Annotated in this window: 14 protein-coding genes; all 14 read left to right on the top strand. The window is 31.9% G+C overall.

Annotated features, from left to right (window positions below; translation table 11 throughout):
- The first annotated feature begins 20 nt into the window (after window positions 1-20).
- The 14 genes from B5X47_RS00575 (at window position 21) to B5X47_RS00510 (ending at window position 13138) form a co-directional block, all read left to right on the top strand.
- On the top strand, window positions 21-398 hold the full coding sequence (locus tag B5X47_RS00575) for a CD1247 N-terminal domain-containing protein (protein WP_013361799.1): 378 nt from the start codon (window positions 21-23) through the stop codon (window positions 396-398).
- A 101-nt stretch (window positions 399-499) separates the two neighbouring features.
- The gene (gene rnc / locus B5X47_RS00570) at window positions 500-1189 is read left to right on the top strand and encodes a ribonuclease III (protein WP_079588281.1); all 690 of its coding nucleotides are present in this window, start codon (window positions 500-502) and stop codon (window positions 1187-1189) included.
- A 2-nt stretch (window positions 1190-1191) separates the two neighbouring features.
- Window positions 1192-2250 carry an elongator complex protein 3 gene (locus tag B5X47_RS00565; RefSeq protein ID WP_079588846.1) on the top strand — a complete coding sequence of 353 codons (1059 nt, stop codon included), beginning with the start codon at window positions 1192-1194 and terminating at the stop codon, window positions 2248-2250.
- Window positions 2251-2265: 15 nt separating this feature from the next.
- Complete coding sequence (gene smc, locus B5X47_RS00560) at window positions 2266-5799, top strand: chromosome segregation protein SMC (RefSeq protein WP_079588279.1); 3534 nt, start codon at window positions 2266-2268, stop codon at window positions 5797-5799.
- A 14-nt stretch (window positions 5800-5813) separates the two neighbouring features.
- On the top strand, window positions 5814-7034 hold the full coding sequence (gene ftsY, locus B5X47_RS00555) for a signal recognition particle-docking protein FtsY (protein ID WP_079588278.1): 1221 nt from the start codon (window positions 5814-5816) through the stop codon (window positions 7032-7034).
- An 82-nt stretch (window positions 7035-7116) separates the two neighbouring features.
- Window positions 7117-7482 carry a YlxM family DNA-binding protein gene (gene ylxM, locus B5X47_RS00550; RefSeq protein WP_079588276.1) on the top strand — a complete coding sequence of 122 codons (366 nt, stop codon included), beginning with the start codon at window positions 7117-7119 and terminating at the stop codon, window positions 7480-7482.
- Complete coding sequence (gene ffh / locus B5X47_RS00545; protein ID WP_079588274.1) at window positions 7479-8825, top strand: signal recognition particle protein; 1347 nt, start codon at window positions 7479-7481, stop codon at window positions 8823-8825. The genes ylxM and ffh overlap by 4 nt, the downstream gene beginning before the upstream one ends.
- A gap of 26 nt (window positions 8826-8851) precedes the next feature.
- On the top strand, window positions 8852-9094 hold the full coding sequence (gene rpsP, locus B5X47_RS00540) for a 30S ribosomal protein S16 (RefSeq protein WP_013361792.1): 243 nt from the start codon (window positions 8852-8854) through the stop codon (window positions 9092-9094).
- 39 nt (window positions 9095-9133) lie between these two features.
- Window positions 9134-9364, top strand: coding sequence for a KH domain-containing protein (locus tag B5X47_RS00535; protein ID WP_013361791.1), 231 nt, complete (start codon window positions 9134-9136; stop codon window positions 9362-9364).
- Window positions 9365-9518: 154 nt separating this feature from the next.
- Complete coding sequence (rimM, locus tag B5X47_RS00530; RefSeq protein ID WP_079588273.1) at window positions 9519-10025, top strand: ribosome maturation factor RimM; 507 nt, start codon at window positions 9519-9521, stop codon at window positions 10023-10025.
- On the top strand, window positions 10025-10780 hold the full coding sequence (gene trmD / locus B5X47_RS00525) for a tRNA (guanosine(37)-N1)-methyltransferase TrmD (protein WP_079588271.1): 756 nt from the start codon (window positions 10025-10027) through the stop codon (window positions 10778-10780). Before rimM ends, trmD begins: the two co-directional genes overlap by 1 nt.
- An 88-nt stretch (window positions 10781-10868) precedes the next feature.
- A complete protein-coding gene (gene rplS / locus B5X47_RS00520; RefSeq protein ID WP_079588270.1) occupies window positions 10869-11210 on the top strand; it encodes a 50S ribosomal protein L19 in 342 nt (113 codons plus the stop codon).
- A gap of 73 nt (window positions 11211-11283) precedes the next feature.
- Window positions 11284-12270 carry a ribosome biogenesis GTPase YlqF gene (gene ylqF / locus B5X47_RS00515; RefSeq protein WP_079588269.1) on the top strand — a complete coding sequence of 329 codons (987 nt, stop codon included), beginning with the start codon at window positions 11284-11286 and terminating at the stop codon, window positions 12268-12270.
- A gap of 97 nt (window positions 12271-12367) precedes the next feature.
- Window positions 12368-13138 (top strand): ribonuclease HII, encoded by a 771-nt coding sequence (locus B5X47_RS00510; protein ID WP_079588268.1) that lies wholly within the window; start codon window positions 12368-12370, stop codon window positions 13136-13138.
- The last annotated feature ends 11 nt before the right edge of the window (window positions 13139-13149 follow it).

Raw genomic sequence — 13149 nt, 5'->3', positions numbered from 1 at the left:
TCGAAAAAAGGAGGCTACCCATGCAGCATTTATATGAAAAGGTTTCTTATCTTAGAGGTCTTTGTGATGGAATGGAATTGTCTAAAGAGAGTAAAGAAGGCAAGGTTTTAGCTGCTGTTATTGAAACTTTGGATGAGTTTGCAGATGCAATAGTTGAGCTGTATGAGGAGCAACAAGAGTTATCTGAGTATGTGGATTCAATCGATGAAGATTTATCTGAAATCGAAGACGAGCTATACGAAGATGAAGGCTTGGAATTTGTTCAATTACAGTGCCCTTCATGCGGTGAAGAGGTAGAAGTTGATGAAGACTTACTTTATGACGAAACTCAAGATATTGTTTGTCCTGCATGCAACGAAGTGATTATTCACGCAGAAGATGATAAGGACGAGGAATAGTTTTAGTCTGTGTTCAAAATATCATACTTGTATGAGAAAAGGCTGCCTTTGCAGCCTTTTTTCAAAGTTAAAATTAAAGTCTATATTAATGAGGTCGAGAGATGAAGAGTAAATCATATGAACTTCAAAAAAAGATTAACTATGAGTTTCAAGATGTAAAACTACTTAAAGAAGCACTTACTCATAGTTCTTATTCTAATGAATATAAAAAAATAAAAAATAGAAATAATGAGCGTCTGGAATTTTTAGGTGACAGTATTTTAGGACTTATAATCAGTAACTATTTATTTAGACTTAAAAAAGAGCTTCCAGAAGGAGAATTGACGAAAATTAGAGCAGCTATAGTATGCGAAAGGTCACTTAAAGAGGTTGCAAAATCCATACAGCTAGGAGAGTATTTATATTTAGGAAAAGGTGAAGAGTCAACTGGAGGAAGAACGAGAGATTCCATATTAGCAGATGCTACAGAAGCCCTTATAGCTGCAATTTATCTAGATGGAGGCTTTAGAAAGGCTACTGACTTTGTACTTGAGCATATGGGAGATATAATTTCTCAAGCCATTCAAGGCAAGATTATGAGAGATTATAAGACTCAGCTTCAGGAACTAATTCAAAAGGATAATAAAGAAAATATAACTTATAAGTTAGTAGATCAGCTAGGACCAGACCACGACAAAACTTTTAAAATGAATGTGTTTTTAGGAGAAAAGCTCATAGGAACAGGGATAGGAAAAAGTAAGAAGGAAGCAGAGCAAGAAGCTGCAAAAGATGCCATGGAGAAAGAAAATTGATTATGAAAAAGAAAATTATACCGATATTTATTCCACATCAAGGCTGTCCGAATGATTGTGTTTTTTGTAATCAAAAAAGAATAACAGGAAAAGGTGGATCAATAGATTTTGAAGAGATAAAGTCGGATATTGAAGACTCATTAAAAACTATAAAACCAGATACCCTAATTGAAATAGCTTTTTTTGGAGGAAGTTTTACAGCAATAAATACTGAACTTCAAAGAAAATGTTTAGAAATAGCAAATTATTATAAAGGTATCGATGCTAGAATCCGTGATATAAGGATATCCACAAGACCTGATGCTATTTCTAAAGAGAAACTTGATTTTTTAAAAATGTATAATGTTACCATAATTGAGCTTGGTGTACAATCTCTAGATGAACAGGTTCTTATTTCCAGTGAAAGAGGACATGACTGCTTATGTGTTTACAGTTCTTCTTCTCAAATACAACAATATGGTTTTACTTTAGGACTACAGATGATGGTAGGCCTTCCTAATGATTCTCAGGAGAAGGCTATTTATACTGCACGTGAATTTGTTAAAATTAAGCCAGATTATGTTAGGATTTATCCTGTATTGGTGATTAAGGATACTAAACTTGAAGAACAGATGCTCCAAGGTGTATACTCACCAATTAGCGTAGAGGATTCAATTGAAATCGTAAAGAAAATATATCTTCTATTTGTCCAAAATAAAATAAAAGTAATACGTATAGGACTTCAGGCAACTCAGGAAATAAATGAAAATGAGTCGGTGATTGCTGGACCTTTTCATCCTGCTTTTGGAGAGCTTGTTTTTTCAAGATTATACAGGGACTACTTGGAAGCTTTTTTAATTGAGCATAAAATTCAGGAAAGCATTATTGTACAAGTGAATAAATCTCTTGTTTCTCAATTAGTAGGCAATAAAAAAGAAAATATTAGCTATATATATAATAAGCTGAATATAAGGGTCAGGGTAAAGGAAAATAACAAGCTTAACATTTATGAGCTTATTTTTGGAAATTCAAAGTTAAGTATAAATGATATATACAGTAGGCTTTTTCTAATCTATTTTTAAAGTAGGTGATAAAGAATGTACTTGAAAAAAATGGAAATAAAAGGATTTAAATCATTTCCAGACAAAACAGAAATTTTATTTCCTCATGGGTTAATCTCTGTAGTTGGACCAAATGGGAGTGGAAAAAGTAACATATTAGATGCTATAAGGTGGGTACTTGGCGAGCAAAGCATGAAAAGCCTTAGAGGCGATAAATTAGAAGATGTTATTTTTTCTGGTACAGAGAAGAGAAAGGAAATGAACTATTGCGAGGTTTCACTGCTTATTGATAACCAGGATAAAATGATAGATATAGACTATAGTGAGATAAGCATAAAACGAAAAGCTTTTAAATCTGGAGAAAGTCAGTTTTTTCTTAACAACAAGCAATGTAGGCTTAAGGATATCAAAGAGCTTTTATTAGACACTGGAATTGGAAGAGAAGGCTATTCCATTATAAGCCAAGGCAAAATAGATGAAATAGTAAATGGAAATTCTAACCAAAGAAGAAAAATATTGGAAGAAGCTGCAGGAATCACAAAATTTAGATATAAAAAAGAAGAAAGTGAAAAAAAACTAGATGTAGCAAATGAAAATCTTGAGAGAATACATGATGTATATAAAGAGGTTGAAAAACAAATACTGCCTTTAGAAATCCAAAAAACTAAGGCTGAAAAATATCTATTATTAAAAGAAGAGCTTCTTGCTTCTGATGTGAATAGATTGCTAAGCTCATATTTTTCTATGGATTCAGATGTAGAAAAAATTAATAGCTTAATATTAGAAACAGATGAAAATAATGCAAAACTCAGCGAACAGCTGGTATCAGAGGAAACTGAGTTAAATGAATTAGAAAACAAACTCAAAGAATTAGAGCAAGATAAACAAATTCTTTCTAATGAAAATACTGAGCTGGAAAGAAAAATGAATGAGTATGTCAGAAACAAGGATGTAGATAGCCAAAAAATAATTAACTTAGATGAAAATCTTGAGAAAAGCTATTCTCAGAAAGAAAAAATAATTTTTGAAATTAATTCTAATAAAGTAAATCTAGATAGTATTCAAAAAACTCATGAAGATTTACTCAAGCAAAAGAAGATTTTAGAGGATAGTCATAGCAATAAACGTGAAAAGTATGAAACTCTAGAAATAGAGCTAAAAAAATACGATGAAGAAATTGAGAATAATAGGAATAAAATTCTAGAGCTTATGAATGAACAATCTAGATTAATATCTAGAAATGAAATCTTAAGTGAGAATATTAATGATTTAGAAAAAAAGATGAGCTCATGGCAAAATGATCATCAAAATATTTTAAATCAGATTGAAGAAGTTCAAAAAAGTATAATTGAAAATGAAACTAAAATTAAGCTAACTGTAAATCAAATTGAGAAGCTAGATGAAGAAAAATCATTATTATCTTTAAGAATTACCGAAAATACTAATAAAATAGAAGCTCTTAAGTCTAAAAATAATAAAAACAACATAGATATATCAGAATGTTCATCGAAAGTTGGACTACTAAAAAAAATGGAAGCAGATAACGAAGGTTTATCTAAAGGAGTAAAGGAAGTAATCTTAAATAGGAATTTAAATGGTATCTGTGGAGCAGTAGCTAATCTAATAACAGTTAAGCCAGGGTATGAAAAAGCATTAGAAGCAGCGCTTGGAAGTCAAATGCAAAATATCATAATTAAAACTTCAAATGATGCGAAAAAATGTATTGAGTTTCTTAAAGAAAAAAAATTGGGAAGAGTAACTTTTCTTCCTATAGATTCAATATCAGGAAAGGTATTATCGTATTCTGATGAGGGTATTCTTGCTCTAGATGCAATTAAATACAAAGATGAATACAAGGATATAGCAGCTTATTTGCTTGGAAGAACAGTGATAGTTGAGGATATAGATAAGGCGCTTGAGATATCTAAAAAATATAAAAATTCATTTAGGATAGTTACCAAAGATGGAGATATTTTTAATGCAGGAGGCTCTATAACAGGAGGAAGCATTTTCACATCGAATAGCATTTTTACTAGAAGAAAGCAAATTTCTGAATTAGAAGAAATGCTAAAAGGCTTAGAATTAAAAAGATGTGATATAGAGCTTGAAATTAAGGAATTGATTGGAGTAAATGAGGATTTATTACTAGAATTAAGTAATAAAGAAAAAGAATATAAAAATATATCAGATGTAAAAATGGACTTACTTCAAAATCATAAAACTCACGTAATCCAGATGGAGCATCTAGAAAGCAAATCAAAAAACTCAATAAGCGATTCTGATTTAATTAGCAAGTCATTAGTGGATGCTAAAATTACATATAATAGAGAAAAAAATGAAGTTGAAGAATATGAAAAAACTATAAATCGTCTTAAGCTTCTTACAAATGATTTAATTAATAAGAAGAATAGTATTTCTAAAGTGTTTTCAGACGAGGATAGCGAGCTTAGAAGTTTGGATATGGAAAATGTCAGGCTAAATGAGCTTTTAAATTCTAAGCAGAGAGAATTAGATTCTTTTAATAGTTTAATTGAAAAAAATTCCAAGCTTTTAAATGATTTAGAAAGTGAAATCGCTTTTAATGAGAAACTAAAAAAACAAATGATAGATGATAATGCTTCTTTAGATGAGGAAGTAAATAAGTTGTCAGAGCAGATTGTTATAGTAAAAGATAAGATATATGTATGCAGTAATCAAGAAGATACTGTGAAAAAAGCATTAGCTCAGAAAAGAGAAGACTATAGGAATTTGGAAAAGGATTTAATAAGTTTACAAGCTAAAATCTCAAAGTTGGATTCGGATAAAGCAAAAATAGATTTTCAAAAGAACTCTATAATCGAAAAAATTAGAGATGATTATAGTATGGAGCTAGATGATGCAATAAAGCTTCTAGATGAAACCATAGACACTTCTAAAACTAAAATAGATAATCTGAAAAAATCTATTCAAGATCTTGGAAATATAAATGTAGATGCAATAGAGCAGTATAATGTAATTAAAGAGAGATATGATTTTTATAAGGAGCAAAAGGAAGATTTAGAGGATTCTATAAAGCAAATTAATCAAATAATTATAAGCCTAGAACAAAATATGGTAGTGGAATTTGAAAAAAGCTTCTGTGAGATTAATTCAAAGTTTGACGAGGTATTCAAAATACTATTTGGAGGAGGAAGCGGAAAGCTAATTTTAACTGACGAATCCAATATGCTGGCTTCTGATATTGATATAAACGTTCAGCCACCAGGGAAAAAAGTAAAATCTATCTCAGTTTTATCTGGAGGAGAAAAAGCTCTATCAGCTATTGCAATATTATTTTCTATACTTATGAGAAAACCAGTTCCTTTTTGCGTTTTAGATGAAATTGATGCTCCACTTGATGATGCGAATATAATAAGATTTATTACTTTATTAAATATTTTATCAAAGCAGACACAGTTCATTACTATAACTCATAGAAGAGGGACTATGGAGGCTTCTGAATATATTTATGGTGTAACCATGCAAGACAAAGGAGTTTCAAAAATAATCAGTCTTAAGCTTGAAGAAGCGAAAGAATATATTGAAAATTAATTAGGAGGACTTAGATGTTAAAGAAATTTTGGAACAGTCTAAATAAAAAAAATGATAGCACAAATGAAGAGATAGTTGAGAAAGATGACTTAAAAGCTGAAGAGGAAAACTGGGAGAACGCAAATACGGATGAAGATATAAATGCTAATGAAATGAATGAAGATGATAAAGAAGTGATTGAGGAAGAAAGTATAGTTGAAAGCATAGAAGAAAATATAGAAGAAGCTTCTTTAAATGATAATGTTGAAGCTGGAAAAATAGAGGAAGTGAGCTTAAACCAAGCTGAGTCTGATATGGATGAAGAACAGCCTCAAAAGAATCTTGGCTTTTTTGCAAAGCTTAAAGAAGGCTTAAGTAAAACCACTCAAAATTTAACAGGTAAACTAGATGAGCTTTTCAAAGGACATATAGAGATTGATGAAGAACTCTATGAGGAAATAGAAGAAATACTCATCACTGGTGATGTAGGCTTTGAAACTACATTGAAAATCGTTGATATGCTAAGAAAAAATGTAAAGAAAAAATCTATTCAGGATGTCAAAGATGTAAGAGAAGAGCTTAAATTAATAGTAGAAGAAATTTTATCTGGGGATGACAGTAACTTAAAATTAGAGCCTAAGCCAGCTATTTTAGTAATAGTAGGAGTAAATGGAGTAGGAAAAACAACTTCAATAGGCAAAATAGCAATGAGGCTGAAATCTGAAGGCAAAAGCGTACTTTTAGCTGCGGGAGATACATTTAGAGCGGCAGCAGCAGAGCAACTTGAAGTATGGGCAGACAGGGCAGGAGTGGAGCTTATCAAGCATCAGGAAGGGTCAGACCCTTCAGCTGTAATTTTTGATGCCATAAGTGGTGCAAAAGCCAGAAATACAGATGTACTGATTTGCGACACAGCTGGAAGACTTCACAACAAAAAGAACTTGATGCAGGAGCTAGCAAAAATATTTAGAATAATTGATAGAGAGTACCCAGAGGCGACGAAGGAAGTTCTTCTCGTTATAGATGCTACAACTGGTCAAAATGCTATTAATCAAGTGAAAATATTTAAAGAGGCTGCTCCGCTTACAGGTATAATTTTGACAAAGCTCGATGGAACAGCTAAGGGTGGAGTTGTATTATCTATAAAATCTGAGCAGCAGCTTCCTATTAAGCTAATAGGGGTTGGAGAAAAAATTGAGGATTTACAAGATTTTAATGCAAAGGATTTTGCAAAAGCTCTTTTTAGTTCGAATTAGTACCAAAAATAGCTTGACTTTTAATCGTTGGTGAGATAAACTACATTAGTGTAAAGTTGATAACCTTTACAGGGGTGAAAATATGGAACTAAAAAAAATCGTAGAAATTGCCCAATTGTTAGATTTATATGGGAATCTTCTAACAAAGAAACAAAAAGATGTAATGGAGCAATATTACAATGAAGATTTGTCGCTGAGCGAAATCAGTGAGAACTTGGAAATATCACGTCAGGCCATATATGACACCATTAAACGGTCAGAAAAACTTTTATATCAATATGAAGAACAGCTGAAATTTAACGATTTAATTTTACAGAAAAAGCACGATTTTAAAAATCTTATAAATGGTTTAGAGAATCTTAAGACTAGTATAATGTCTAAAGATGAAGCAAAAATGTTAACTAAGATTAATGAATTAATAGATTATTGCAAGGAGTTATCAGAATGATATTTGAAAATCTTGCTGAAAAACTTCAAAGTACTTTAAAAAATCTCAAAGGTAAAGGGAAGCTTACGGAGAAAGATGTAGACCTTGCAATGAGAGAAGTGAAGTTAGCATTATTAGAAGCAGACGTACACTATAAAGTGGTTAAGGATTTCATAAAAAAAGTTAAGGAGCGCTCTATTGGCTCGGAAGTTATGGAAAGTCTTACGCCAGGACAGCAGGTTATTAAGATTGTAAATGAAGAACTCTCAGAGCTTATGGGAGGAGTTCAAAGCAAAATCAATATATCCTCAAAGCCTCCTACTGTTATTATGCTAGTAGGTCTTCAAGGGGCAGGTAAGACAAGTACAGCAGGTAAACTAGCTCTTAATCTAAAAAAACAAGGTAAGCAGCCAATGCTTGTAGCTTGTGACGTTTATAGACCAGCAGCTATAAAGCAGCTAGAAATAGTAGCAAGTGGTGCAGGAGCAATATTTTACTCTGAAGAGGGTAATACGAACCCTGTAGAAATAGCAACTAAAGGATATGAAAAAGCTAAAACTTTAGGCTATGATATTGTTATTATAGATACTGCAGGTAGACTTCACATAGACGAAAACCTCATGGATGAGCTCAAAAATATTAAGTCATCTATTAAGCCTCACGAAATTATGCTTGTAGTAGACTCGATGACAGGTCAAGACGCTGTAAATATTGCTGAGTCCTTTGACCAAACGCTAGGTATAGACGGAGTTATACTGACTAAGCTAGACGGGGACACAAGAGGTGGAGCGGCTTTATCTATTAAGGCAATAACAAAGAAACCTATTAAATATGCTGCAGTTGGAGAAAAGCTCGAGGATTTAGAACAATTCTATCCAGATCGTATGGCATCTAGAATTTTGGGCATGGGCGATGTTATGAGCCTTATAGAAAAAGCCCAAAGTGCTTTTGATGAAGATAAAGCAAAAGAGATGCAAGCTAAGATGAAATCTTCTGATTTTACATTTGATGATTTCTTAGATCAAATGCAGCAGATTAAAAAAATGGGACCTTTAAAAAACCTTTTGGAAATGATTCCAGGCATGTCCCAGATGAAGCAATTAAAAGATGTAGATATAGACGATAAGGAGCTTGTGAAGATTGAGGCGATAATTCAATCTATGACAAAAAAAGAAAGACAGAATCCAAGCATTATCAACGCAAGTAGAAAAAAACGTATTGCAATGGGTAGTGGTACTCATGTAAGTCAAGTTAATAGGTTGTTAAAGCAGTTTGAAGAGTCAAAGAAAATGATGAAGCAATTTACTAATATGAGCAAATCTATGAAAAAAGGAAAAATGAAATTTCCTTTTCCAGGATTATAGATATACACTTTTAAGGAGGTGAAAAAATGGTAAAGATTAGATTAAGAAGAATGGGTTCTCATAAGAAACCTTTCTACAGAATAGTTGTATCTGATTCTCGTTCTCCAAGAGATGGTAGATTTATCGAGGAAATAGGTTACTACAATCCAGTTTCAGAACCTAAGGTGGTTAAGATAGATAATGAAAAAGCTGCAAAATGGTTATCAACTGGTGCACAACCTACTGAGACTGTAAGAACACTTTTCAAAAAGAATGGAATAATGGAGTAATCTGTAGCCAAGTTTTTATATCAGTAGGAGGGAATGAATATGGGAGAATTAGTAGCATTTATTGCGAGATCCCTAGTTGACCATCCCGATGAGGTTTCAGTTAATGAAAAACATACTGAATATTCGATAGTAGTCGAATTGAAAGTAGCCTCTGAAGATATGGGCAAGGTTATTGGCAAGCAAGGGAGAATTGCAAAAGCGATTAGAACTGTTGTCAAAGCTGCAGCCGTTAAAGAAAGCAAAAGAGTAGTTGTAGAAATTATTCAGTAAGGATTAGAGACTTCTCTAATCCTTTGCTTTTTTTACAAGATTTTCAAGAAATATAATAAATTCTGATTCCTTTTATAAATCAGAGCCATTATTTTATTTTTTGGTATTGCGATGTTTATGATTTGTAGTATCAATAAAGTTATGAGGTGAAAACTTGAAATCTAATAAATTGAGAATAGGAAAAATAGTAAATACTCATGGATTAAAAGGAGAGGTAAAAGTATATCCATATACGGATTACCCAGAGAGATTTAAAGAAATACAATATTTATACATGGAAAATAGCGATGAAAAAATATCAGTTGAAAATGTGAAGATAAGCAAAAATATGGTTATATTGAAACTGAGTAGTATTTTGACTATTGATGATGCAGAAAAAAATAGAAACAACTATTTATTTATAGATAGAGATAATGCAAGAAAACTGGACGAAGATGAACATCTTATAGCTGATTTAATAGGATGCAAGGTTTATGATATAAGTGAAAAATATATAGGGGTATTAGAAGATGTACTTCAGTATAGTGCTAATGATGTCTACTCCATAAAATCAGAAAATGGAAAAACCTACCTTGTTCCTGCGATTAAGAAATTTGTTCCAGTTATTGATATTGATAATAAGAAGATTATAATAGATCCTATTGAAGGAATGATTGAGTAATGAAATTTCATATTATGACCTTATTTCCTCAAATTATTGAAGCATATATGAGTGAAAGTATTATGAAAAAAGCAGAAGAAAAAGGTAACATAGAATATAAGACTTGGAATATAAGAGATTACTCAGAAAGCAAACATAAAAAAGTAGATGACTATCCATATGGTGGAGGAGCGGGAATGGTCATGACTCCTCAGCCTATAGTAAGCTGTTATAATGCTGTAGTTGATGATTTAGATGCATCTTTGAAGCAAGAAAAGAAGCCTAAAGTTATCTACCTTACTCCTAAAGGAAAAGTATTTAATAATGACATGGCTACAGCTCTTGCAAAAGAAGAAAGCTTGATATTGCTTTGCGGTCATTATGAAGGAGTGGATCAAAGAGTTATTGATTTGATTGTGGATGAAGAAATATCTATTGGAGACTACGTTTTAACTGGAGGGGAGCTACCTGCTCTTATACTTATAGATAGTATATCAAGGCATGTTAAAGGCGTTTTAGGACACGAAGAATCCTTGGAGGAAGAATCATTTACAAATGGATTGCTAGAATACCCTCATTACACTAGGCCTGAAGTTTTTATGGAGAAGGAAGTGCCTAAGGTTCTGTTATCAGGCCATCATAAAAATATTGAATCCTGGAGAAAGCTAGAATCTATAAAATTAACTATGAAGCTAAGACCTGACTTGTTTGACTATGAAGCTCTGTCTAAGGAAGATAAAAAATTACTTAAAAAACACAATATTATTGACAAATAGATAGTATTAAGATATAATTTTATAGGTTATAAATACGAACGTTCCTCTGGTGAATTGCATTAAGAACGTTTTATGAGGAGGAAGAAAAATGGAAATTATTAAGGCAATTGAGCAAGAACAATTAAAATCAGATTTACCTAAATTCTCAGCTGGTGATACTGTTAAAGTACATATCAGAGTAAAAGAGGGAAAAAGAGAAAGAATTCAGATCTTTGAAGGCGTTGTGCTTAAAAGACAAAATGGTGGAGTAAGAGAAACTTTTACAGTAAGAAAAATTTCTTTTGGTGTTGGAGTAGAGAAGATTTTCCCAGTTCATTCTCCAAGCATTGAGAAAATTGAAGTTACTAGAAAAGGTAAAGTAAGAAGAGCTAAACTTAACTACCTAAGAGATAGAGTAGGTAAAGCAGCTAAAGTTAAAGAAGCTAAATAGTAGTTTTGATAAAGGGACTGTTTATTCAGTCCTTTTTATTGTATATACAAAAAGCTTTGAGATGAGGGATAACATGAAAAAAAGTAATAGTAAAGTGAACAAGCCTGTTATAAAATCATCACGCAAGCCTAGCACGAAAAATAACAAGGTAAAAGATTTAAAGGCGGATGAAGCTAATAAATCTAGTTCTCAGGATTCTGATTTGAATATAAACTGGTATCCTGGACATATGAAGAAAACTAAAGAACAAATTTTAGAAAATATTAAATTAGTAGATGTAGTTTTAGAAATCGTAGATGCTAGAGCGCCATACAGCACAAGCAATCCTGATATTGACGACATGGTAAAAAACTTACCAAAGGTCGTAGTATTAAATAAGGAAGACCTAGCTGATCCTAATAAGACACAGCAATGGATTGAGTACTATAAGACAAAAGGTCATGAATCTGCTATGATAAATTCCTTAACTGGTAAGGGACTTAACGAATTGCTGGCATCTTTAAATAATAAATCCAAGGACTTATATAAGAAGCTAGAAAGCAAAGGCAGGAGAAAAAGAGCATTAAGAGTAATGGTAGTAGGTATTCCCAATGTTGGAAAGTCTTCTATTATAAATAGAATAGTTGGAAAGAAAAGTGCTCAAACTGGTGATAGACCAGGAGTTACAAAAGGCAAGCAGTGGGTTAAATTAAAAGGAGATTTAGAGCTTTTAGATACTCCAGGAGTCCTATGGCCTAAGATTGAAGATCAAAGTGTAGCTATGAAACTTGCTTTTCTTGGTTCTATAAAAGATCAAGTTATGGAAATTGAAGAAATAGCTATGGAACTAATTAAGTACCTAAAAGAAATTAAACCTCAAATTTTCACTGAAAGATTTGATCTTGATAAAGATATAAGCGATATGGAGGCTATAGAAATAGCAGATTTTATAGCTTTTAAAAGGGGATATATCCTACCTGGAAATCAAGTGGATTATTTTAGACTATCGTCTTCATTACTAATGGAGTTTAGAGCAGGAAAGCTAGGGACAATAACACTTGAAACACCTAAATCAATTTAATATTTGTATAAATAAGATAAGCCTTAATTAAAGTGAGGCTTTTTTTTATTGGTTTTTATTGATAATATTGTTATAAGACTAAAAAATGAGGTATATTATGGAAAACTTAAGTGTAAAAGAAATCAAAGATATAGTGCAAACTAGTAGCTACGAACAATATTTGAGTTATATAAATATTTTATCTAAAGATAAAAGAGAATCAGTAAAGAAAATTGCGATGTCTTTATCAAAAAAATTGGATGCTGTTAGAAAAGAAGAAGAGCGCTTAAAAAATATGTTTATTATTGAAGAATCGCTATTTGCTGAAGGCTATAAAAAAATTGGAGGAGTTGATGAAGCTGGAAGAGGGCCCCTTGCTGGACCAGTAGTTTCAGCTTGTGTTATTTTAGATAAAAATCCTATGATTGATGGAATTGACGATTCAAAAAAAGTCAGCGAAAAAAATAGAGATAGGATTTTTGACACTATCTTAAACTCTGATATTGTATATGGAATTGGAATTTCAGATAGCAATGAAATAGATGAATATAATATACTAAATGCAACCTTTCTAGCTATGAAGCGTTCTATTGCAATGGCATCACAAAGACCGGATTTTATTATTGTAGATGGTAATCAGCAAATAACTGATATAAATCATCCTCAAAGATGTATAGTTCAAGGAGATTCAAAATCTATAAGTATTGCATGTGCTAGTATTCTAGCAAAAGTAACAAGAGATAGAATTATGAAGCAATATGCAGAGATTTATCCCCAGTATGGATTTGATAAACATAAGGGCTATGGGACTAAAGAACACATTGAAGCTATAAATAAATATGGAATTACGCCGATTCATAGATTAAGCTTCTTGAAGAATATATATTAAGAAAAAGGTGA

Source organism: Acetoanaerobium noterae (assembly GCF_900168025.1).
Lineage (GTDB): Bacteria > Bacillota > Clostridia > Peptostreptococcales > Filifactoraceae > Acetoanaerobium > Acetoanaerobium noterae.
The sequence above is the reverse complement of the archived record's forward strand: the minus strand, read 5'-3'. Positions and strand labels throughout refer to the sequence as shown.